We start from the raw sequence: 21,242 nt of genomic DNA, 5'->3' as shown, positions 1-21,242 counted from the left end.
TGGTTCACCGAAGCACCAGCAGTCAGCACGAAACGGAGCAGCACCCCATGGCCACCCTGTCCCTCGCCGCGATCCTCGCCGAGAACGCCCGCCGCCACCCCGCCAAGGTCGGCCTCGTCGAGGGTGAACTCCGCCTCACCTTCGAGGAGTTGTGGCTCCAGGCCCGCAAGCAGGCCGCGGCCCTCACCGGCATCGGCGTCCGCCCGGGGGACAGGGTCGCCCTGATGGCGCCGAACACCGCCGAGTTCCCGCGCGCCTACTACGCCGCGCTCGCGGCCGGCGCGGTCGTGGTCCCCGTCCACTTGCTGCTGTCCGCGGAGGAGGTCGAGCACGTCCTGAAGGACAGTGGCGCGACGCTCCTGCTCTGCCACCCGGCGCAGGCGGCGGTGGGCGCGGCCGCGGCGCAGGCGACGGGCGTGCGCATGGTCACCCTCGGCGCGAGCGGCGAACTGGAGCAGCTCACGGCCGCCGCCGAGCCGCTGGTCACGTACGTCAGCCGCGAGGCGGACGACCCGGCGGTCATCTTCTACACGAGCGGCACGACCGGCGTGCCCAAGGGCGCCGAGCTGAGCCACTTCAACCTGGTCATGAACGCCACGGTCTCGGCCTTCGACGCCAACAACGTCGCCGCCGACGACATCGCCCTCGGCGCGCTGCCGCTGTTCCACGCGTTCGGCCAGACCGTCTCGATGAACGCGACCTGGCGCGCGGGCGCGACCCTCGTCCTGCTCCCGCGCTTCGACGCGGCCCGGGCGATCGACCTGATGGTCGCGGAGAACGTGAACACGTTCCACGGTGTCCCGACCATGTTCGTGAACCTGCTCGCGGCCGCGCCCGCCGCGGAGAAGCTCCCGCGGCTCAAGATCTGCATCTCCGGTGGCGCCTCGCTCCCGGTCGCGGTCCTGGAAGGCTTCGAGAAGGCCTTCAGCGCCACCATCTACGAGGGCTACGGCCTGTCGGAGACGTCCCCCGCGGCCTCCGCCAACCAGCCGGTCTTCGGCGCCCGCCCCGGCACCATCGGCCGGCCGCTGTGGGGTGTCGACGTGGAGATCGCCCGCGCCGAGATCGAGGACCGGGTCGAGTTCCTCCCCGAGGGCGAACTGGGCGAGGTCGTCGTCCGTGGACACTGCGTCTTCAGCGGCTACCTGGGCCGTCCCGACGCGACGGCGGAGTCGCTGGTCGACGGCTGGTTCCGCACCGGCGACCTCGGCACCAAGGACGAGGACGGCTTCCTGCGCATCGTCGACCGCAAGAAGGACATCATCATCCGCGGTGGCTACAACGTGTACCCGCGCGAGGTCGAAGAGGTCCTCATGCGCCACCCCGCCATCGGCCACGTCGCGGTCATCGGCCTGCCCGACGACATCCACGGCGAGGAGGTCTGTGCCGTGATCGTCCTGAAGCCGGACACGACCCTCGACGCCGCGGAACTCACCGAGTGGTCCAAGGAACACCTCGGCAAGCACAAGTACCCCCGCCGCATCGAGTTCACCGACCAACTCCCGCTGGGCCCGAGCATGAAGATCCTCAAGCGCGAACTCCGCGCGACGTACGGCAAGTAGCGAGCGCCCCGCAAGAGAGCGCCCCGCAGGGGCGCGGGGAACTGCGCGAGCAACCACCCACGCACCCGCAGTCGCCACGCGACGAACGCACCCACCCCCGTAGGCAAAAGAGGACCGGGCCCGACGCCTCCCAGCGCCGACCCGGTCCTCTCCGGTGATCCGACGGAGTCAGTCCGTGCCGAACTCCATCGCGGCCCTGTCCAGCGCCTCGTCGTCCCCGGCGACCTCACCGCGGGAGGCGATGGCCTGCGCCCCGCCCTCCGGCATGGTGCCGATCAGCCCGGTCGCCGCGGCCTGGGCGGAACCGACCGCCGAGTCGCCGGCGCCGAGCAGGCCGAGACCGGCGTACTGCTCCAGCTTGGCCCGCGAGTCCGCGATGTCGAGGTTGCGCATCGTGAGCTGGCCGATCCGGTCCACCGGGCCGAACGCCGAGTCCTCGGTCCGCTCCATGGAGAGCTTGTCCGGGTGGTAGCTGAACGCCGGTCCCGTCGTGTCGAGGATCGAGTAGTCCTCGCCGCGGCGCAGCCGCAGCGTGACCTCGCCGGTGACCGCGGCGCCGACCCAGCGCTGCAGCGACTCGCGGATCATCAGCGCCTGCGGGTCCAGCCAGCGGCCCTCGTACATCAGACGGCCGAGACGACGGCCCTCGGTGTGGTACTGGGCGAGGGTGTCCTCGTTGTGGATCGCGTTCACCAGGCGCTCGTACGCCGCGTGCAGCAGCGCCATGCCCGGGGCCTCGTAGATACCGCGGCTCTTGGCCTCGATGATCCGGTTCTCGATCTGGTCGGACATGCCCATGCCGTGGCGGCCGCCGATGGCGTTGGCCTCCATCACCAGGTCGACGGCGGAGGCGAACTCCTTGCCGTTGATGGTGACCGGCCGGCCCTGCTTGAAGCCGATGGTGACGTCCTCGGTGGGAATCTCCACCGACGGGTCCCAGAACTTCACGCCCATGATCGGCTCGACCGTCTCGACACCCGTGTCCAGGTGCTCCAGGATCTTAGCCTCGTGCGTGGCACCCCAGATGTTGGCGTCCGTCGAGTACGCCTTCTCCGCGGAGTCCCGGTACGGCAGGTCGTGCGCGACCAGCCACTCGGACATCTCCTGGCGGCCGCCCAGCTCGGCCACGAAACCGGCGTCGAGCCACGGCTTGTAGATCCGCAGGTTCGGGTTGGCCAGCAGGCCGTAGCGGTAGAACCGCTCGATGTCGTTGCCCTTGTACGTCGAGCCGTCGCCCCAGATCTGGACGTCGTCCTCGAGCATCGCCCGGACCAGGAGCGTGCCGGTGACCGCGCGGCCCAGCGGCGTCGTGTTGAAGTACGCGCGGCCGCCCGAGCGGATGTGGAACGCGCCGCAGGTGAGCGCGGCCAGGCCCTCCTCGACCAGCGCGGCGCGGCAGTCGACCAGGCGGGCGATCTCGGCGCCGTAGGCCTGGGCGCGGCCGGGCACCGAGTCGATGTCGGGCTCGTCGTACTGGCCGATGTTCGCGGTGTAGGTGCACGGGACGGCGCCCTTGTCGCGCATCCACGCGACCGCGACGGACGTGTCGAGGCCGCCCGAGAAGGCGATGCCGACGCGCTCGCCGGCGGGAAGGGAAGTGAGGACCTTGGACATAGGAAGAGTATGCATCATCACGCATGGTCATGCAAAGGCCGTACGGCCATCAGCTGTCATGAGGCGCGTATCACCATGTGGCGACCCTGACGCACGGCAGATAGGTGGGTCTAGCATCGGTCCCCGCCATGTACGACATATTCGGGGTCACCCCATGGGAGTTCACCGCTCTCGCCGCCGCGGCCCTCCTGGTGGGCTTCTCCAAGACCGCCGTCAGCGGGGCCAACACCGTCAGCCTCGCCATCTTCGCCGCGATCCTGCCCGCGCGCGCCTCCACCGGAGTGCTGCTGCCGATCCTCATCTGCGGCGACATCCTCGCCGTGCTCACCTACCGCAGACACGCGCACTGGCCGACCCTGTGGCGGCTCTTCCCGGCCGTGGCCGGGGGAGTGGTGGTCGGCACCGTCTTCCTGGCGTTCGCCGACGACGCGCTCGTGCGCACGTCGATCGGGGCGATCCTGCTCCTCATGGCCGCCGTCACCCTGTGGCGGCGCCGGCGGGCCGAGGCACCCGGGGCCGAGGAGACGGCGACCCGCGCGGCCCGCGTCAAGGCGGGCTCGTACGGGGTGCTGGGCGGCTTCACCACGATGGTCGCCAACGCGGGCGGCCCGGTGATGTCCATGTACCTGCTGTCCGCCGGGTTCAAGAAGCTGGGCTTCCTCGGCACCTCCGCGTGGTTCTTCCTCATCGTGAACTCCGCGAAGGTGCCCTTCAGCGTGGGCCTCGGCCTGATCGACGGCCGCTCGCTCCTGCTCGATGCCGCGCTCGTCGCCTTCGTCGTGCCGGGCGCGCTCATCGGCAAGGCCGCCGTGAACCGCATCAATCAGCGGCTCTTCGAGCGGCTCGTCATCGCCGCGACGATTCTCGGCGGACTGCAGCTGCTCCTGCGCTGACGTTCGGCGCCGGGCTAGGAAGCGCTGAGCGACCGGTCCGTGCCGGACTGGTGCGGCAGGCCCTGGGCGAGGTCCTCGACCAGCAGCCGCTTGGCGATCGAGTCGACCGCGGCCCGCAGTTCCTTGCCGGGCGGCCTGCCGAGATCGGCCTCGACCTGCTTGCTCAGCCAGTCGCCCCATGCGCGGTTGAGCACGTCGGCCTCGCGCCGGCCCGCGTCCGTGTGCGAGAAGTACGAGCCCGTACGCGTCAGATAGCCCTCGTCGACCATCCGCTGGAACACCGGCACCAGCACCTCCGGCGGCACCCTGCGGCGGGCCGCGATCATGCCGAGGGACGCGTGCCCGACCATCCGCGTGTAGAACTCCACCTGCATCACGGCCCAGGAGCCCGCGATGTCCAGGCGGCTGTCGGAGGCGGCGAGGATCGTGCGGGCGGTGTCCAGGCTCGACTTCTTCACGATGTTGCCCACGGCCCGCTCCAGGAGGTGCGCCGGGTCGCCGGTGCTGGGCTGCGCGAAACCCTCGCCCATGTCCGTCGACCCCGCCCGCGCGGTGTCGCGCAACTGCACCTGCTTGAGGAAGAGCGCCACCACGAACCCGACCAGCGCCACCGGCACCGTCCACAGGAACACCGTGTGCAGCGAGTCCGCGTACGCCTGCGCGATGGGTTCCCTCGCCGCGGCCGGCAGCGAGTGCAGCCCCTCGGGGCTCTGCGCGGCCTTCGCGAGCGCCGCCGGATCGATGCCGGTCCCGGCCCGCGCCGCCTCCTCGACGCCCTGCGTCAGATTCGGCTTGAGGCTGTTGGCGTAGATGGTGCCGAACACCGCGGTGCCGAAGGAGCTGCCGAGCGTGCGGAAGAACGTGACGCCGGACGTGGCCGTGCCCAGATCCGCGTACTCGACGGTGTTCTGCACGGCGATGGTCAGCACCTGCATGCACAGCCCGATCCCGAGACCGAGCACGAACATGTAGAGCGACTCCAGCCAGGCGGAGGACGACGTCCCCATCAGGGAGAGCAGATACAGGCCGACACCCATGACGAGCGAGCCGACGATCGGGAAGATCCGGTACTTGCCCGTCTTGCTGACCACGTTGCCGGAGAAGATCGACGCGATCAGCAGACCGATCACCATCGGCAGCGTACGGACACCGGAGATGGTGGCCGAGTCCCCGTCCACGTACTGCAGATACGTCGGCAGGAACGTCATCGCGCCCAGCATCGCGAAGCCCACGATGAAGCTGAGGATCGAGCAGACCGTGAAGACCGGGTTCGAGAACAGCCGCATCGGCAGCATCGGTTCGGCCGCCCGGGACTCCGCCCAGCAGAACAGGGCGAGCGCGATGATGCCGCCCGCGAAGAGGCCGATGATGACGCCGGAGGTCCACGCGTACTCGTTGCCGCCCCAACTCGTCGCCAGGATCAGGGCGCTCGCCCCGATCGCGACGAGCCCGATGCCGAGATAGTCGATGACCGGCCGGACCGCCGACTTCACCACCGGGATGGTGCGGGCCGCCGCGATGACGACCACGATCGCGATCGGCACGTTGACGTAGAAGGCCCAGCGCCAGGTCAGATGGTCGGTGAACAGGCCGCCCAGGAGCGGGCCGATGACCGTCGAGACACCGAACACGGCACCGATCGCACCCTGGTACTTGCCGCGCTCGCGCAGCGGGATGACGTCCGCGATGAGCGCCATCGCGGTCACCATCAGGCCGCCCGCGCCGATGCCCTGCACCGCGCGCCAGGTGATGAGCAGCGACATGTTCGTCGACAGGCCGCACAGGAACGAGCCGGTGATGAAGATGATCGCCGAGAGCTGGAAGACGATCTTGCGGCCGAACATGTCGCCGAACTTGCCGACCAGGGCCGTGGCGACCGTCTCCGCGAGGAGGTACGACGTGACGACCCACGACATGTGCGACGCGCCGCCGAGGTCCGAGACGATCGTCGGCAGGGCCGTGCCGACGATCGTCTGGTCCAGGGCCGCGAGCAGCATGCCGAGCATGATCGTCGCGAAGACGACGTTGCGGCGACGCTTGTCGAGGACTGGCGGGGCCGGGGCCGGAGCTTCTGCCGTAGTGGTGGTCACTCTCGCAGGGTCACACCGGGGTGGGGGCGTCGCATGCGGGTGGGGGCCGGATTGGTGACGGTCCCGCGCCCTAGGTCAGCCGGGGCGCGCCGGTGGCCGGATCCACCGGGCCTCCGTCCCGTTCGACCCCGTCCGCGAGCGACCGGGCCCAGGCCACGACCGTCTGCGTGTCCAGCCGGGCGGGCGGGGTCCCCGGCCAGTCGGCCACCGCGTCCGCGCCCCGGCGCAGCAGGCGGGCGCCGCCCGTCGTGTTGCCGCGGGCCGCGTGGGTCAGGCCGACCGCCATCTGGGCCAGGCCGCGCCACAGTTCCCGTTGCTCCGGTGGGCCCGCCTTCCACGCGTCCTCGAAGACCTCGTGCGCGTGGAAGGGGTGCCCCGCGTCGAGCAGCGCCTGAGCCTCCGCGACGGTCTCCTCGGGGGTGCGGACGACGCCCTCGGGCTGGCGGGCGACGCCCGGGGTGCCGTAGGGGAGCGGGCGTCCCAGGCCGTCGCGTGGGCGGGCGTTGCGGGCCCGGCCCTCGTCGTCGCGGTCCCGGCCGGCGTGGCGATCGGTGCTCATGGCTCGATTGTCGCCCAGGTCGCGCGGCGGTCGCGGAACCGGTTTCAAACCACCCGTGAGCTTGGGGTATTGTTCTTCCTGTCGCCGCCGGAAAGGCCCAGCAGGACAGGGTCGGGCCGCAGTCGACATCGGGACGTGGCGCAGCTTGGTAGCGCACTTGACTGGGGGTCAAGGGGTCGCAGGTTCAAATCCTGTCGTCCCGACTTTTCGAAGTCGTAGGCCGTGGGGCCGTTTCAGAGAGATCTGGAGCGGCCCCATTGTCATGTCGCCCGTGGCGCAGGGGAGTTCACGCACGGGCGGCGCGCCAGGCCGCCATCGACGTGTTCCAGTCCTCGCCCGACAGCGCGGTGAGGGACGCCGGGAACAGACCGTCCTCCTCCTTCGCGATGTGCTGGTGCAGCTCCCGCACCGCGTCGGTGAACGTGCGGACGTCGGCGGGCGCCGTGAGGTCCAACGAGGGCAGTAGCGCGGCCAGTTCACGGTGCTCACCCTCCAGTGCCGCGATGTAGTCGGCGTACTCGGGGTCCGCGCTCATCACCCGGAACAGGCCGTCCTCCTCGCCGCGCCAGTGCGCCGCGAGCTCCACCGCCATCCGGTCCACGAGTTCGCGCGCCCGCCCGGCGTCCCCCCGCTCCAGGGCGCGCAGCGCGTCCCCGGCGGCGTCCGTGACGCGTTCGTGCTCGGCGATGAACTCCTTGATGAGCGGGATCTCCCGGCAACCGCAGTAGTGGCACATGAGGTCAGTGTCAGGGCGCGGGCTGCGGTGCGGCCGGATTGCCGCGCCGCAGCGCCATCAGGCACGAGTCGTCCTCCTGCGGCGTCGGCAGCAGCTCGGCGCTGACCGTGTCCACCAGCTGCTGGGGCGACAGGTCCGCGTGCCGCTCGACCGCGCGCAGCAGCGCCGTCAGCCCCTCGGTGATGTCCTCGTCGCGGCGCTCCACCAGCCCGTCCGTGCACAGCAGCACCGTGTCGCCCTCGCGGAAGGGCAGCTCGCAGGCCGTGTACGTGACCTCCGGCAGCACCCCGAGCAGCAGTCCCGTGTGCTCGTCGAGGAGGCGGGCCGTCCCGTCGCGCAGCAGGACCGGCGGCAGATGGCCGGCGCACACCCAGCGCAGCAGCTCGCGGTCCGGGTGGTAGCGGCAGACCACGGCGGTCGCGGTGCCGTCCATGCCGTTGTCGCAGGTGATGCGGTTCAGCCAGGCGGCCAGTGCCTCCACCGGCTGCCCGGTGTACGCGAGCCCCGCGAGACCGCCGCGCAGGGCCGCCATCCGTGCCACCGCGTCGAGCCCGTGCCCGGCCGCGTCACCCAGGGCGTACAGCACCCGGCCGTCGGGCAGCGGAGACACGTTGTACCAGTCGCCGCCGATCGAGGAGTGGGTCTCGGCGGGGCGGTAGGCGACCGCCGAGGTCATGCCCTGCACCGTCGTCTCCGGCGGATGGGAGGGCAGCACCGCCTCGCGCAGCCGGGCCGCGACCCTGGCCTCGGCCGACGCCCGCTGCTTGCGGCGTTCCGCCGTGTGCACCGCGGCGTCCAGCTGGAAGCGGCTCCGGTACGACTTCGAGACGTCCTGTACGAGGGCCTGGACGCCCCACACCGGTCCGGTCGGCGACCGCCGCGGTTCGAGGAGGAAGCGGATGTGCCGCACCTGCTCCGTGAGACGCAGCCGCAGGTCCTGTTCCATGGGGATCCCGGACAGTACGTGCTCCAGGGCGACGCGGAAGGCGGTGCGGTCCTCGGGGACCAGGTGGCCGGCCAGGTCACCCAGGGTGAGCGGTGGCGTGTCCAGGGGCAGGTCGAAGATCACGTACAGGCCCGGTGACCAGTCGCAGCGCCCTGAGGACAGCTCCCACTCGCCCCAGCCGATCAGGCCCTGTTCCTGCACCCGGTCGCTGATCAGCTCGTGGCGGCGGGCCGATTCGTCGAAGGTCAGCACCACGTGGTCGCGGTAATGGGTCGCTGTGAGCCGCAGCCGCCGGTGCAGGGGCGCGCCCTCGATCAGCAGCGTCGCGTCCCAGTCGCGGCCGGTCAGTGGCTCGCCGGTGTCCAGGACCTGCCGCATCGCCGCGAAGATCCCGGAGGGGGCCGCCGACGGCTGGGTCACCGTGAGCAGCTGCCCGCGCTCCTGCCGGACACGCGGAGCCAGCGCGCGGGCCGCGAGGTTCACGGCCACGTCCACGAAGTCCACGACCTGCCCCGACGCGTCCCTGACCGGGGCGAACACCACGGTCGGCTCGGCCGCCGCGTCCGCCACCGCCTGCGCCCAAGGGGGCGGGGTCACCGGTACCGGGGGCGTGGTCAGGGCGGCCTCGCGCGCCGCGTCCCCGCCGAGCAGCTGGAAGGAGTGGCGCAGCGCCTGCCGGGCCTGCCGGGCCAGGAGCGCGTGGATCGCGGTGAGCTCCGGTGGGCCGGGCGGGGCCGGTGTGTCGGGGGCCGCGTGGGCCATGGTGCGTCCTTCGGGAGGTCTGGGATCTCGTGGGGCGCGGGCGGGGTGGTACCTCCAGTGGACCCTGGTCCGTGGCCGGGCGCACACCGGCCGTGGCCCGGCCGGGCCACGGACCCCTTCACGGGGTGGCCGCGGCAGGAGCGGGAGCCCCCGGAGCGCCCCGGGAAAATGCGGGTGCCGCTCGCGGAGCCCCTCGGTATCGTCGCCCGCCGGATCACCGGCCCCGAAAGGCGACCATGACGGCTCCGCGCAAGCTGCACGACGGCGAACCCGACATCGACGCGGGACTGGTGCGGGAGCTGCTCGCCGACCAGTTTCCCGAGTGGGCCGGGCTGCCGGTGCGGTACGTCGAGTCGGACGGCACCTCGAACATGCTGTTCCGGCTCGGCGACGACCTGGTCGTGCGGCTGCCGCGCACCCCGGGCTCCGCCGCGGACGTGCCGCGGGAGCAGCGCTGGATGCGGCGGCTCGCCCCCGAACTGCCCGTCGCCGTACCGGCTCCGCTCGGCGCGGGTGCGCCCGGGCGCGGCTATCCGTGGCCGTGGTCGGTGTACCGGTGGATCCCCGGCGTGCTGCCGACGGTCGGGGAGGGGGTCCAATCCGAGCTGTTCGCGCGGGACTTGGCCGGCTTCGTGCGGGCCCTGCAACGGGTCGACACCGCCGGCGCCCCGGCGGCCGACCGCGGCAAACCCCTCGCGCCGCGCGACGCCTCGACCCGTGACGCCATCGGGCGGCTCGACGGTGTCATCGACACGGCAGCGGCTCTCGCCCTGTGGGAGACCGCCCTGCGCGCGCCCGGGTGGGCCGGGCCCGACGTCTGGGTGCACGCCGATCCGGAGCCGGGGAACGTGCTCGTGGACCCGGTGAGCGGGCGCCTGGCCGCCGTCATCGACTTCGGCTGCATGGGTGTCGGCGACCCGGCCGTGGACCTGATCGTCGCCTGGTACGTCCTCGACGACGCCCTGCGGGACACCTTCCGCGCGGCCGTCGGCTGCGACGCGGCGACGTGGACACGCGGCCGTGGCTGGGCCCTCACCATCGCCGTCCACGAACTCACGTACTACCGGGGCCGCAACGCCTTCATGGCCGACACGGCGGCACGGGTGGTGGGCCGACTGCTCGGCTGACCCGTGCCGGTGTCACGCGGCCCGGCCTCAGGCGATCGGGTCCTGGACGCTCTCCGCGCCGCTGCGCTGGTGCGGGATCACGATCTGCGGGTTGCCCGGGGCGATCGCCACCTGCCGCACCGGCGACGGGATACGGATGCCCTCCGCGCGGAAGCGCTGGTGCAGGCGCTTGATGAACTCGTGCTTGATCCGGTACTGGTCGCTGAACTCACCGACGCCGAGGATCACGTTGAAGCTGATCCGGGAGTCGCCGAACGTGTGGAAGCGCACCAGCGGCTCGTGGTCGGGGACCGCGCCCTCGACGTCCTTCATGACCTCGGTGACGACCTCCACCGTCACGCGCTCGACCTGCTCCAGGTCGCTGTCGTAACCGACACCGGCCAGCACGGTGAGCGTCATCTCCTGCTCGGGGCGGCTGAAGTTGGTCATGTTCGTGCCCGACAGCTGAGTGTTCGGGATGATCACGAGGTTGTTGGAGAGCTGCCGCACCACCGTGTTGCGCCAGTTGATGTCGACGACGTAGCCCTCCTCGCCGCTGCTGAGGCGGATGTAGTCACCGGGCTGCACCGTCTTCGACGCGAGGATGTGTACGCCCGCGAAGAGGTTCGCGAGCGTGTCCTGCAACGCCAGGGCCACCGCGAGACCGCCCACACCGAGGGCGGTGAGCAGCGGTGCGATCGAGATCCCGAGGGTCTGCAGCACGACGAGGAAGCCCATCGCGAGCACCACGACCCGGGTGATGTTCACGAAGATCGTCGCCGAACCCGCCACCGCGGCGCGGGACTGCGCCACCGTGCGGACGAGCCCGGTGATGACCCGGGCCGCCGTGAGCGTCGCCGCGACGATGACGAACGCGGTCAGCGTCATGTTCACGTTGCGTCCGGTGCGCGCGCTCAGCGGCAGCGCCTCGGCCGCCACCGCCGCGCCCGCGGCGACCGCCGCCCACGGGACGAGGGTGCGCAGCGCGTCGACGATCACATCGTCCCCGCCCCACCGGGTCCGCCCGGCCCGCACGCCGAGCCAGCGCAGCAGGATCCGCAGCAGCAGCCCCGCCAGCAGCCCGCCGAGCAGCGCGGCACAGGCGAAGATCAGGTCGTGGACCTCGACGGCGCGCGTCATCGGCCACCTCCGACCGGCCGGAACGCGGCTGTGGGGACGGGTATGTGATGTTTCGTCACGTGGTACCTGCTTGCTCGGGGATGTGGAGGGCGCGTGTCGACAGGGTGACGATCCGCGCGCCGGGGCCATCCTGCCGTACGCGGCCGGCCCGGGGTGCGGGGGTGTCGTGTGCCGGGTGCGGTCGTGATGCCGGTGCGGCTGTCGTCGTGGCTGGTCGCGCAGTTCACCGCGCCCCTGAGAAGCGAGCTCCGCCCGCTCCCAGGAGAAGGCTGCGCGCAGCGCATGCCTCAAGGGGCGCGGGGAACCGCGCGATCAGCCCCCACGCGCCCGCACCCGCGGACGAACCTCCGTGTCCCTAATCGAGCCGCACCGCGCACCCCGTCCGGGCCGACTCGTACGCCGCCGAGACGATCCGTAGCGCGCGCAGCCCCGCCGCGCCGTCCGTGACATCGATCGGGCCCTCGCCGAACAGGAACGCGCGCAGCATCAGTCCGTCCAGGTCGACGCCGTAAGGGAGTTCCATCGCGGCCCGCGACGACTCGCTGAAGCCGTGGACCTTCTGGTCGAAGGCGTCCATCTCCAGGATCGCCCGGTCGCCGACGACCTGCATCGACAGGCCGCCCCACGCCGGGTGGTGGCGCGGCTGGCTCCAGCTGCAATCGAGGGTGAGCACCGCGCCGTTCGCGTACGTGAGGGTGAGCAGGCCCGCCGTCTCCACCGGGACGTCGCCCACTGCCTCGTACAGGATGTTGTTGGTCTGCGCGTAGACGGAGGTGACCTCGCTCGCCTCGAAGAGGTCGTCGAGCAGGTCGACGACGTGCACGGTGTGGTCCATCAGGGCGCCGCCGCCCGCGAGTTCGGGGTCGACGAACCAGCGGCGCCTGGCCCCCGGCATGTAACCGTTGTTGGCGCCGGACACGGTGAGGATCTCGCCCGCCGTGCCCGCGCGCACCGCCTCCCGGACCGCCAGATACGCCGGGCTGAAGCGGACCGGGTGCGCCACCGCGAGCCGCACGCCGGCCGCCCGGCACGCCTCGACCATGGCCGCGCCGTCCTCGGGCGTCGTCGCGAGGGGCTTCTCGCACAGGACGTCGACGCCGTGCGCGGCGGCGAGTTCGACCAGGGGCCGGTGCCGTACGTTCTCCGCGCAGACGACGACCTTGTCGGGCCCCCAGGCGAACAACTCCTCGTACGTGTCTACGTAGTTCACGCCGATCCGGGCCGCGAACTCCTTGCCGCGCAGCTCGCCCGGCGCCGCCAGGTCCGTGTCCGGGTCGGCCGCGAGGACCTCCACGCCGTCCATGGCGGCGAGCCCGCGCGCGAAGCCGCCCGCGTGCACGTGCGCGAACGACAGCACTCCTACCTTCATGGCCTTCACAGCCCGGCCTCCTCGGTCTGCTTCAGTTCGACGGGGTCACCGCTGCGGGCCGACTCGGCCGCCGCCACCGCGATCCGGACCGCCTCGACACCGTCGCGCGCCGACACCCGGGGCGCGGCACCGCCCGAGACGGCGGCGGCGAACTCCCGCAGCTCCGTCAGGTACGGGCTCTCCGTCATGGGGCTGCCGGGGATGCCCTCGCCCCGCGTGCGCTCACCTTGGGCCAGAACCCGGAAGCCGGTATGGGCGGTCGAGTCGTGCTCCAGGATTCCGTCGGGACCGGCGACCCGGAACGTGGTGCGGAACCGGAGGTCCGGCGGGCCCCACACGCCGAGCACATGGCTCACCGCGCCGGAGGCGTGCGTGAGGACCGCCGTGCCGGTGGTCACGTCGCCGGGCTGCGCGCCCGGGCCCTGGTGACCGCGGACCTGTGCGTGCACCCGCACCACCTCGCCCGCGAGCAGCCGCGCGAAGTCGAGATCGTGGATCATCTGGTCGACCAGGATGCCGCCGGACAGGGAAGGGTCGGCGAACCAGGGCGCCCACACCGGGAAGCAGCCCGAGCGGGTGAAGCGGAGCACCGCCGGGTCGCCGATGCCGCCCGCCGCGACGGACTCGGCGAGCGCCGCGTAGGCGGGGAAGTAGCGGACGACGTGCGCGGGGAAGAGCAGCACTCCGGCGGCCTCGGCCGCGGCCGCCATCTCCCGCGCCTCGGCGACGGTGAGCGCGAGGGGCTTCTCGCACACCACGTGCTTGCCCGCGGCGATCGCGTCGAGGGCGAGCCGGTGATGCGTGAACGTGGGGGTGCAGAGGTCCACCAGAGCGCTGCGGTCGAGGAGTTCGGGGAGGGACCGCGCCACCGACACGTCGTGATCGGGGTACCGGGCGGCGAGTTTCTCCGCGTTGCCGTCGGTGGACAGGATCGCGACGCGTGCGCCGAGCGCGGTCCAGGCGGGCAGATGCGCACGGGCGATGCCGCCCGCGCCGATCAGGCCCACGTCGAGGCGTGCCATGAACGTCCTTTCGGGAGTGCGGTGATGCGGTGTTCAGCCCTTCGTGCCGCTCTGGGCGATGCCCTGCACGAAGTGCCGCTGGAGGAACAGGTAGAGAAGGATCATCGGCAGGCTGGCGATCAGCGAACCGGCCATCATCACCGGATAGTTGGTCTCGAACTGTCCCTCCAGGGAGGTCAGCCCGGCACTGATGGGCATCTTCGCCGGGTCGGTGTTCACGACCAGCGGCCACAGCAGGTCGTTCCACGACCACATCGCGGTGATGACGGCGAGTGCGGCCAGCGCGGGTCGGATCAGCGGCAGCATGATCGACCAGAAGATGCGGAAGGGCCCGGCGCCGTCGATGCGCGCCGCCTCCTCCAGTTCGCGCGGCAGGGCGAGGAAGAACTGCCGCAGCATGAACGTCCCGAACGCGCTGAACATGCCGGGAAGGAACAGCGCGGGCGGGGAGTTGAGCAGCCCGAGCCGCTGGATGATGTCGTACTGCGGCAGGATCAGCAGGGACGAGGGGACCAGGAGCACGGACAGGAACAGGGCGAACAGAACGTTCTTGCCGCGGAACCGCATCCGCGCGAACGCGTACGCGGCGAGCGAGCAGAACACCAGCTGACCGGCGGTCCTGCCGACCGTGTTGATGACGCTGTTGCCGAGCATCTCCCCGTACGGCATCGCGGTGAAGACCTCTTCGAACGAGGCCCAGTTCCACTCCTGCGGCAGGAACGTCGTCGGTACGTGCACCGCCTCCGGCAGCGTCTTCAGCGCCGTGAGCAGCTGCCACAGGAACGGGAAGACCATGACGAGCGCGCCGAGCGAGAGCAGTATGTGCGTGGTGACGGCCCCGCCGTCCACGCGGCGCAACCGGTCACGCATAGTGCACCCACCTCTTCTGGAGCCGGAACTGAAGGAACGTCAGGGCCGCTGTGAGCAGCATCAGGAGGAAGGCCAACGCGGCCGCCGCGCCCTGGTTGTTCTGCTGGAACGCCCACTGGTAGAAGAGGCTCACCACGGACTGGGTCGAGCCGAGCGCAGGATTCGTCGGGCTCATCATCACGTAGATCAGGTCGAACATCTGCAGCGAGTTGATCACGCAGATGACCGCGGCGAAGAAGATGCTCGGACTCAGCAGCGGAAGCGTGATCGTGAAGAAGCGGCGCACCGGTCCCGCGCCGTCCAACTCGGCTGCCTCGTAGTAGTCCTGAGGGATGCCCTTGATGCCGGCGATGAAGATGATGAGGTAGTAGCCGACGCTCTGCCACACGGCGACGACACCGATGGCCCACAGCGCCGACGACGGGTCGGAGGCCCAGAAGTGCCGGGACATCCCGAACCAGGACAACACCTCGTTCAGGAGGCCGAAGTTGCCGTTGTAGAGCCAGTTCCAGACGAGGCCGACGGCCACCGGAAGCGTGACGAACGGGATGAAGTACAGGGCGCGATAGACGGCGACGCCGCGCAGGCCGCGCCGGTTGAGCAGCGCCGCCACCATGATCGACAGAGGCAGGGTGAGCAGCCCGATCGCTCCGTACAGGAGGGTGTTGCCGACGGCCCGCCACACCGTGACGTCCTGCACGACCCGCGCGTAGTTGTCCCCGCCGATCCAGCTGTTGCCGCCGAACGGGCCGAAGGCGGTGAAGCTGTAGCCGAACGTCTGCAGCATCGGCCAGATGTAGAACAGCAGGAAGCCGAGCCCGATGGGCGCGATGAAGAGGTACGCGGCCTTCTGCGTACGCGAGTTGGGTCCGCGCGCGGTGTCGTCGCGCCCTGCCTTCGCGCGCGGCTTCCTGATCCGGCCCTCCGCCTCGGCGGCGGCCGTCGACGGGAACACGGCCATCACTTGCCCTCCTCGTCGAGCGCCCGGTCCATCTGCTTCGCCAGCGTCCGCGCCGTCTGCTCGATGCCGCCCTTGCCGCTGAACGGGGCACCGAGCAGCAGGTATTCCTGGTCCTCCCAGACGGCGGTGTTCCGCGAACTGGGGTACGGGAACGCGTAGTCGAGCATGTCGATGAAGACGCGCAGATCGAACTCCGGCATCGACTTCAGCCAGGCGTCCTGGGTCCCCTCGTACGAGGGGATGGTGACGCCGCCCTTCGCCTGGATCTCCGCGGCGGGCCTGCGGGCCATGAAGTCGACGAACTTCCAAGCAGCCTGCTTGTGACGGGACTTGGCGCTGATGGCGTTCGCGAGACCGTGGATGACCGTGGCCCGTCGGCGCCCCTTCGGCAGCACGGCCACACCGCCGTGGTCCTTGATGGCGGGCGTGCCGTACATGAACGAGGCCATCGCCGACAGGTCGTAGTTCATGGCCACTTGCTCCGACAGGAACAGATTCCTGGCCCGCACCTCGGACATGGCGCTCTGCGGCGGTGACCAGCCCCGGTCGACGAGGTCGGTCCACAACCGCAGCCCTTCGACGGAGCGGGGGTCGGCGAATCCGGACTTCCCGTCGCGCAGCACGTATCCGCCCGCGCCGAAGACGGACGGATAGAACTTGGTCTGCCGGTCCATCTCGGCGGCGATCCCGTACACCCGGTTCCCGGGGTCGGTCAGCTCGCGTGCCGCGTCCCGCAGATCGTCCCAAGTCCAGCTGGAATCCGGGTATGTGACTCCCGCCTTGTCGAACAGCTTCTTGTTGTACCAGAGCCCGACCGTGTCGAAATCCTTGGGCAGGCCGTACTGCGTTCCGTCGTACGCGTAGATGTCGACCAGTGCCTTCGGGTGCCTGCCGACCGGAGTCCGGTCGCGTGCGATGTGCGGGTCCAGTGGTTCCAGGACGCCGTTCGACGCGTACAGCTGAAGGTTCACGGCGTTCATCCAGAACACGTCCGGCGCCGTCCCGCCACGCATCGACGTGCGCAGCGTCGTCCAGTACGAGGCCCAAGGGGTGAGCTGGATCTCCACGGAGATGCCAGGGTTCTCGCGCTCGAACGCCGTGATGATCTGCCGCATCCCGGGCACCTGGGCGACGTCCCAGATGCCGTACGAGAGGGTGGTGCGGCCGTCCGACGAGGCGGTGTCGGAAGCGTCGCCGTCCTTGCTGCACGCCGTGGCGAGGGGGGTCGCCGCGAGAGCACCGGCGAGCAGGGTTCTCCTGCGCATTCGCGTCTCCGGTCGGTAGCGGGTGGTGGGGGAAGGTCCAGCGTTCGGGGGCAGGGCCTCAACGGGCCCTATGGGCCCGGGAGGTGTGCTTCGGCCGCGTCCAGGGCGCGGCGCACGGCGCCGAGCGCGACGCCCTCGCGGCCGAGCGTGCTGACCGCGATGCGCGGCACGTGCAGGGTGAGGGGCTCGAGCCGCTCGGTGAGCAGCGGGGTCAGGGGTTCGCCCACAGGAGCCAACGCGCCCGTCAGGACGACGAGTTCGGGGTCCAGGGCGAGGACGAGCGCGGCGACGGCCGGGGCGACACCGGCCAGGAACCGGTCAAGGACGGCGAGCGCCTCCGGGTCGCCGTCGCGCACGGCGCGGGCCAGCGCGTCGGTCTCGGACTCGCCGGGCAGCCGTTCGCCGGTCCACGCGAAGCCCTTCTCGGCCTCGTCCACACCGAGTTGGGGCAGGATGCCGAGCTCGCCCGCGCCGCCGCGCCGGCCCCGGTGCAGTCTGCCGTCGATCATCAGGCCGCACGAGATGCGCGGCCCGAGCAGCACGCACGCCACGTCGTCCGCGAGCCGTGCGGCGCCCCGCCAGTGCTCGGCCAGCACCGCGAGGTTCACATCGTTCTCGACGAGGACGCGGTCGGTGCCGGGGAAGTCGTCCGCGAGCCGCCGCGCGAGATCCAGGTCGGTCCAGTCCGGCACGATCACCGACCGGATCCGGCCGGTGCGGTCGACCATGCCGGGCACGCCGATGCCGAGCGTCCACACATCGTGCGGGGCGAGCCCCTGCTCGGCGAGGAAGCGGCGCAGCCGGCCGCGCAGCAGCTCGATGCGCTCCGCCCCCGTCAGCTCCGGGTCGAAGGACTCCCTTTGCCGGGCCACGACCTCGCCGTCGAGTCGGGCGAGGAGCAGCACGATCTTCTTGAGCCCGATGTCCACGCCGACGACGTGCCCGGCCTCGGCCCGGAACCTGAAGCGTCGCGCGGGCCGCCCGGGGGCCCGCCCCGTCGCCGGGATGTCCGCCTCGGCGATCCACCCCTGCGTCGCCAGCTCCTCGACGAGTGCCTCCACCGTCGGCCGGGAGAGTCCGGTCGCACCGGCCAGGCCGCTCACCGTCTGCGGACTCTCCTGCCGCAACGCCCTCAGCACCACACCGGTGTTGAGGCCGCGCAGCGCCGCGAGGTCGTGCCCGCGTGCGCGGTCGTGCACCGCCACGGATTTCACCTCCGGCGGATCGACTTCTCGCGTTTTCTCGCGCTCGAATACGCAGGACTGTTGCAGAACCGTCCGGGCTTGGGAACCCCGCCCGCAAGTAAATTACGCAGAACTCCTGCGAATTGAGAGCGCGCGGCCTGCGGGTCCCGGTCCGCGAAACGTCACAGATGGCCCATTGACGCCTCTTCGGCCGGGCACTGAGGCTGGGGTCATGACCCAACTGTCCGAGCACTTGCGTCAGGCCACTCCCGTCGTCGCTCAGCGCGGGGAGGGCGTCCACCTGTACGGGATCGACGGCCGCCGTTATCTGGACTTCACAGCGGGAATCGGGGTGACGAGTACCGGCCACTGTCATCCGCGGGTGGTGGCGGCCGCGCAGGAGCAGGTGGGCACGCTCATCCACGGCCAGTACACGACGGTGATGCACCAGCCGTTGCAGCGGCTGGTGGAGAAGCTCGACGGCGTACTGCCCGACGGTCTGGACAGCCTGTTCTTCGTGAACTCGGGCAGCGAGGCGGTGGAGGCCGCGCTGCGGCTCGCCCGGCAGGCGACCGGGCGGCCCAACATCGTGGTGGCGCACGGCGGTTTCCACGGCCGGACCGTGGCGGCGGCCTCGCTCACGACCTCCGGGACGAAGATCCGTACGGGTTTCGGACCGCTCATGGCGGGGGTGGCGATCACGCCGTTCCCGAACGCGTTCCACTACGGCTGGGACGAGGAGACCGCGACGCGGTTCGCGCTGCGCGAGCTGGACCATCTCCTCGCCACGGTGTCGGACCCGGACGACACGGCGGCCATCCTGGTCGAGCCGGTCCTCGGCGAGGGCGGTTACGTACCCGCCAACTCGGCCTTCCTGCAAGGGCTTCGGGAGCGTGCCGACCGGCACGGCATCCTGCTGATCCTGGACGAGATCCAGACGGGCGTCGGCAGGACCGGACGGTTCTGGGGGCACGACCACTTCGGGGTGCGTCCCGACGTGCTGATCACGGCGAAGGGGCTGGCCTCGGGGTTCCCGCTGTCCGGGATCGCCGCGTCGCGGGAGCTGATGAGCCGGGCACGGCCGGGCTCGCAGGGCGGCACGTACGGCGGCAACGCGGTCGCCTGCGCGGCGGCGTGCGCCACGCTCGACGTGATCGAGGAGGAGGGGCTGGTCGCGAACGCGGCGACGATGGGGGCGCGGCTGCGCACCGGGCTCGAGGAGGTCGCGGCGAAGACACCGGCGATCGGGGACGTACGCGGGCTCGGGCTGATGCTGGCGAGCGAGTTCACGACGCCGGACGGCGAGCCCGACCCGGCGACCGCGCTCCGCGCTCAGCAGGCGGCGGCGGACGCGGGGCTGTTGCTGTTGACCTGTGGTCCCTGGGGGAACGTGGTGCGCATGATTCCGGCGCTGGTGGTGTCGGAGGAGCAGGTCGACGAGGCGCTGGGGATGTGGAGCGCGGCGGTGTCGACGGCCACGTCGGCGCCGTAGGGGTTCGCCTCTTCGCCGCCGGGTGCCGACCGATGGGGCGTCCCGCGCAGTTCCCCGCGCCCCTGAGGCATGCGCTGCGCGCAGCCTTCCCCTGAGCGAGCGAAGCTCGCTGCAGGGGCGCGGGGAACTGCGCGACCAGCCACACTCCACCCGCACCCGCCCCCCCACAAGAACCGTCACCCTCCCCCCTGATGGAGCCCCACCATGACCACACCCCCCGTCATCGCGGCCGTACCCAAGAACCTCCACATCGACGGAACCTGGCACCCCGCGGCAGCGCACCGCACGATGGCGGTCGACAATCCCGCCACCGGCGCCACCCTCTGCGACGTCGCCGACGCCGGCCCCGAGGACGGCGAGCGGGCCATGGACGCGGCAGCGAAGGCGCAGCGCGCCTGGGCGGCGACCGCACCCCGCGAGCGGTCGGAGATCCTGCGCCGCGCCCACGAGATCATCCTCAGCCGCACCGAGGACCTCGCCCTGCTGATGACCCTGGAGATGGGCAAGCCCCTCGCCGAGGCCCGCGGCGAAGTCGCCTATGCGGCCGAGTTCTTCCGCTGGTTCGCCGAGGAGGCGGTCCGGGTCGACGGCGGGTACGCGCTGAGCCCGGACGGCCGCAACCGCCACCTGGTGCTGCGCCAGCCGGTCGGCCCCTGTCTGCTGATCACCCCGTGGAACTTCCCGCTGGCGATGGGCACCCGCAAGATCGGCCCGGCGATCGCGGCGGGCTGCACGATGATCCTCAAGCCGGCCCCGCAGACCCCGCTGTCCACCCTCGCGCTGACCGAGATCCTCACCGAGGCGGGCCTGCCCCCGGGCGTCCTCAACGTCCTGACCACGTCGGACGCGGCCGGTGTGGTCGAGCCCCTGCTGCGCGGTGGCGGCATCCGCAAGCTGTCGTTCACCGGCTCCACCCAGGTGGGCCGCATCCTGCTCGCCCAGTGCGCGGACACCGTCGTACGCACCTCGCTCGAACTGGGCGGCAACGCCCCGTTCATCGTGTTCGAGGACGCCGACCTGGACGCCGCGGTGGACGGCGCCATGGTGGCGAAGATGCGCAACATGGGCGAGGCGTGCACCGCCGCCAACCGCATCTACGTGCACACCTCCGTCGCCGAGGAGTTCGCCACCCGGCTCACGGCCCGCATGGCGGCGCTGACCTTCGGCGACGGCACCGCCCCCGGCACCGACGTCGGCCCGCTCATCGACAGCACCGGCCGCGACAAGGTCGTACGACTCGTGCGGGACGCCGTCGACCGCGGGGCGAAAGTGCTCACCGGGGGTGAAGTCCCGGACGGGGAGGGGAACTTCTACCCGCCGACCGTCCTCGCCCAGGTGCCCCGCGACGCCGAACTCACCACCACGGAGATCTTCGGGCCGGTCGCCGCGCTGTTCACGTTCGAGGACGAGGACGACGTCGTGGGCGTCGCCAACGACACCGAATGGGGACTCGTCAGCTACGTCTACACCCGCGATCTCGACCGGGCGCTGCGCGTCGGCGAACGACTGGAGACCGGCATGGTCGGCCTCAACACCGGGCTGGTCTCCAACCCGGCCGCGCCGTTCGGCGGCGTCAAACAGTCCGGGCTCGGGCGCGAGGGCGGACGCGTCGGCATCGAGGAGTTCCTGGAGTACAAGTACCTCGCGATCCCGGCGGCGGGCGGGTGACGA

Annotated in this window: 17 protein-coding genes and 1 tRNA gene; 6 read left to right on the top strand and 12 right to left on the bottom strand. The window is 71.2% G+C overall.

What is annotated here, in order from left to right; translation table 11 throughout:
* Window positions 1-47: 47 nt before the first annotated feature.
* The gene (locus tag B072_RS0131785) at window positions 48-1,562 is read left to right on the top strand and encodes a long-chain-fatty-acid--CoA ligase (RefSeq protein ID WP_018534010.1); all 1,515 of its coding nucleotides are present in this window, start codon (window positions 48-50) and stop codon (window positions 1,560-1,562) included.
* A gap of 168 nt (window positions 1,563-1,730) precedes the next feature.
* On the opposite strand, the gene argG is transcribed toward B072_RS0131785, so the two are convergent.
* Window positions 1,731-3,176 (bottom strand): argininosuccinate synthase, encoded by a 1,446-nt coding sequence (gene argG / locus B072_RS0131780; RefSeq protein WP_018534009.1) that lies wholly within the window; start codon window positions 3,174-3,176, stop codon window positions 1,731-1,733.
* 128 nt (window positions 3,177-3,304) lie between these two features.
* On the opposite strand from argG, the gene B072_RS0131775 reads away from it, so the two are divergent.
* Complete coding sequence (locus B072_RS0131775) at window positions 3,305-4,069, top strand: sulfite exporter TauE/SafE family protein (RefSeq protein ID WP_018534008.1); 765 nt, start codon at window positions 3,305-3,307, stop codon at window positions 4,067-4,069.
* A gap of 14 nt (window positions 4,070-4,083) precedes the next feature.
* Here B072_RS0131775 and B072_RS0131770 read toward each other — a convergent pair whose 3' ends face one another.
* Together B072_RS0131770 and B072_RS0131765 are read right to left on the bottom strand one after the other, a co-directional pair.
* Entirely contained in the window at window positions 4,084-6,159 is a 2,076-nt protein-coding gene (locus B072_RS0131770) for an MDR family MFS transporter (RefSeq protein WP_026246506.1), read from the bottom strand.
* 70 nt (window positions 6,160-6,229) lie between these two features.
* Window positions 6,230-6,718, bottom strand: a complete 489-nt coding sequence (locus B072_RS0131765) for a DUF309 domain-containing protein (protein ID WP_018534006.1) — start codon at window positions 6,716-6,718, stop codon at window positions 6,230-6,232.
* A gap of 129 nt (window positions 6,719-6,847) precedes the next feature.
* Between B072_RS0131765 and B072_RS0131760 the strand changes: the two genes are divergently transcribed.
* Window positions 6,848-6,921 (top strand) — tRNA-Pro (locus B072_RS0131760).
* A gap of 83 nt (window positions 6,922-7,004) precedes the next feature.
* On the opposite strand, the gene B072_RS0131755 is transcribed toward B072_RS0131760, so the two are convergent.
* Window positions 7,005-7,454: a hemerythrin domain-containing protein gene (locus B072_RS0131755; RefSeq protein ID WP_018534005.1), complete on the bottom strand. Its 450-nt coding sequence runs from the start codon at window positions 7,452-7,454 to the stop codon at window positions 7,005-7,007.
* A gap of 10 nt (window positions 7,455-7,464) precedes the next feature.
* Window positions 7,465-9,162 (bottom strand): PP2C family protein-serine/threonine phosphatase, encoded by a 1,698-nt coding sequence (locus B072_RS44565; RefSeq protein WP_018534004.1) that lies wholly within the window; start codon window positions 9,160-9,162, stop codon window positions 7,465-7,467.
* A 236-nt stretch (window positions 9,163-9,398) separates the two neighbouring features.
* Here B072_RS44565 and B072_RS0131745 point away from each other — a divergent pair, with 236 nt between their 5' ends.
* Window positions 9,399-10,289 carry an aminoglycoside phosphotransferase family protein gene (locus B072_RS0131745; protein WP_018534003.1) on the top strand — a complete coding sequence of 297 codons (891 nt, stop codon included), beginning with the start codon at window positions 9,399-9,401 and terminating at the stop codon, window positions 10,287-10,289.
* A gap of 27 nt (window positions 10,290-10,316) precedes the next feature.
* Here B072_RS0131745 and B072_RS0131740 read toward each other — a convergent pair whose 3' ends face one another.
* From B072_RS0131740 to B072_RS0131710, 7 genes are all read right to left on the bottom strand, one after another.
* Complete coding sequence (locus B072_RS0131740; protein ID WP_018534002.1) at window positions 10,317-11,408, bottom strand: mechanosensitive ion channel family protein; 1,092 nt, start codon at window positions 11,406-11,408, stop codon at window positions 10,317-10,319.
* A 355-nt stretch (window positions 11,409-11,763) separates the two neighbouring features.
* Window positions 11,764-12,777, bottom strand: a complete 1,014-nt coding sequence (locus B072_RS0131735) for a Gfo/Idh/MocA family protein (protein WP_043245164.1) — start codon at window positions 12,775-12,777, stop codon at window positions 11,764-11,766.
* A gap of 5 nt (window positions 12,778-12,782) precedes the next feature.
* On the bottom strand, window positions 12,783-13,799 hold the full coding sequence (locus B072_RS0131730; RefSeq protein ID WP_018534000.1) for a Gfo/Idh/MocA family protein: 1,017 nt from the start codon (window positions 13,797-13,799) through the stop codon (window positions 12,783-12,785).
* A gap of 33 nt (window positions 13,800-13,832) precedes the next feature.
* Window positions 13,833-14,669: a carbohydrate ABC transporter permease gene (locus B072_RS0131725; RefSeq protein WP_018533999.1), complete on the bottom strand. Its 837-nt coding sequence runs from the start codon at window positions 14,667-14,669 to the stop codon at window positions 13,833-13,835.
* Window positions 14,662-15,630 carry a carbohydrate ABC transporter permease gene (locus B072_RS0131720; RefSeq protein ID WP_018533998.1) on the bottom strand — a complete coding sequence of 323 codons (969 nt, stop codon included), beginning with the start codon at window positions 15,628-15,630 and terminating at the stop codon, window positions 14,662-14,664. Before B072_RS0131720 ends, B072_RS0131725 begins: the two co-directional genes overlap by 8 nt.
* Window positions 15,630-16,895: an ABC transporter substrate-binding protein gene (locus B072_RS0131715; RefSeq protein ID WP_018533997.1), complete on the bottom strand. Its 1,266-nt coding sequence runs from the start codon at window positions 16,893-16,895 to the stop codon at window positions 15,630-15,632. Before B072_RS0131715 ends, B072_RS0131720 begins: the two co-directional genes overlap by 1 nt.
* 68 nt (window positions 16,896-16,963) lie before the next feature.
* Window positions 16,964-18,100 (bottom strand): ROK family transcriptional regulator, encoded by a 1,137-nt coding sequence (locus B072_RS0131710; RefSeq protein WP_018533996.1) that lies wholly within the window; start codon window positions 18,098-18,100, stop codon window positions 16,964-16,966.
* A gap of 211 nt (window positions 18,101-18,311) precedes the next feature.
* On the opposite strand from B072_RS0131710, the gene B072_RS0131705 reads away from it, so the two are divergent.
* Entirely contained in the window at window positions 18,312-19,571 is a 1,260-nt protein-coding gene (locus B072_RS0131705; protein ID WP_018533995.1) for an aspartate aminotransferase family protein, read from the top strand.
* A gap of 204 nt (window positions 19,572-19,775) precedes the next feature.
* Window positions 19,776-21,239: an NAD-dependent succinate-semialdehyde dehydrogenase gene (locus B072_RS0131700; protein ID WP_018533994.1), complete on the top strand. Its 1,464-nt coding sequence runs from the start codon at window positions 19,776-19,778 to the stop codon at window positions 21,237-21,239.
* Window positions 21,240-21,242: the final 3 nt, after the last annotated feature.

Source organism: Streptomyces sp. HmicA12, from assembly GCF_000373565.1.
Lineage (GTDB): Bacteria > Actinomycetota > Actinomycetes > Streptomycetales > Streptomycetaceae > Streptomyces.
Note: the sequence above shows the minus strand (reverse complement) of the source record. Positions and strands in the feature narration are given on the sequence as shown.

Coding starts and splice junctions, on each gene's coding strand:
- B072_RS0131785 (WP_018534010.1), top strand. CDS start 48: ATGGCCACCCTGTCCCTCGCCGCGATCCTCGCCGAGAACGCCCGCCGC.
- argG (WP_018534009.1), bottom strand. CDS start 3,176: ATGTCCAAGGTCCTCACTTCCCTTCCCGCCGGCGAGCGCGTCGGCATC.
- B072_RS0131775 (WP_018534008.1), top strand. CDS start 3,305: ATGTACGACATATTCGGGGTCACCCCATGGGAGTTCACCGCTCTCGCC.
- B072_RS0131765 (WP_018534006.1), bottom strand. CDS start 6,718: ATGAGCACCGATCGCCACGCCGGCCGGGACCGCGACGACGAGGGCCGG.
- B072_RS0131755 (WP_018534005.1), bottom strand. CDS start 7,454: ATGTGCCACTACTGCGGTTGCCGGGAGATCCCGCTCATCAAGGAGTTC.
- B072_RS44565 (WP_018534004.1), bottom strand. CDS start 9,162: ATGGCCCACGCGGCCCCCGACACACCGGCCCCGCCCGGCCCACCGGAG.
- B072_RS0131745 (WP_018534003.1), top strand. CDS start 9,399: ATGACGGCTCCGCGCAAGCTGCACGACGGCGAACCCGACATCGACGCG.
- B072_RS0131740 (WP_018534002.1), bottom strand. CDS start 11,408: ATGACGCGCGCCGTCGAGGTCCACGACCTGATCTTCGCCTGTGCCGCG.
- B072_RS0131735 (WP_043245164.1), bottom strand. CDS start 12,777: ATGAAGGTAGGAGTGCTGTCGTTCGCGCACGTGCACGCGGGCGGCTTC.
- B072_RS0131730 (WP_018534000.1), bottom strand. CDS start 13,799: ATGGCACGCCTCGACGTGGGCCTGATCGGCGCGGGCGGCATCGCCCGT.
- B072_RS0131725 (WP_018533999.1), bottom strand. CDS start 14,669: ATGCGTGACCGGTTGCGCCGCGTGGACGGCGGGGCCGTCACCACGCAC.
- B072_RS0131720 (WP_018533998.1), bottom strand. CDS start 15,630: ATGGCCGTGTTCCCGTCGACGGCCGCCGCCGAGGCGGAGGGCCGGATC.
- B072_RS0131715 (WP_018533997.1), bottom strand. CDS start 16,895: ATGCGCAGGAGAACCCTGCTCGCCGGTGCTCTCGCGGCGACCCCCCTC.
- B072_RS0131705 (WP_018533995.1), top strand. CDS start 18,312: ATGACCCAACTGTCCGAGCACTTGCGTCAGGCCACTCCCGTCGTCGCT.
- B072_RS0131700 (WP_018533994.1), top strand. CDS start 19,776: ATGACCACACCCCCCGTCATCGCGGCCGTACCCAAGAACCTCCACATC.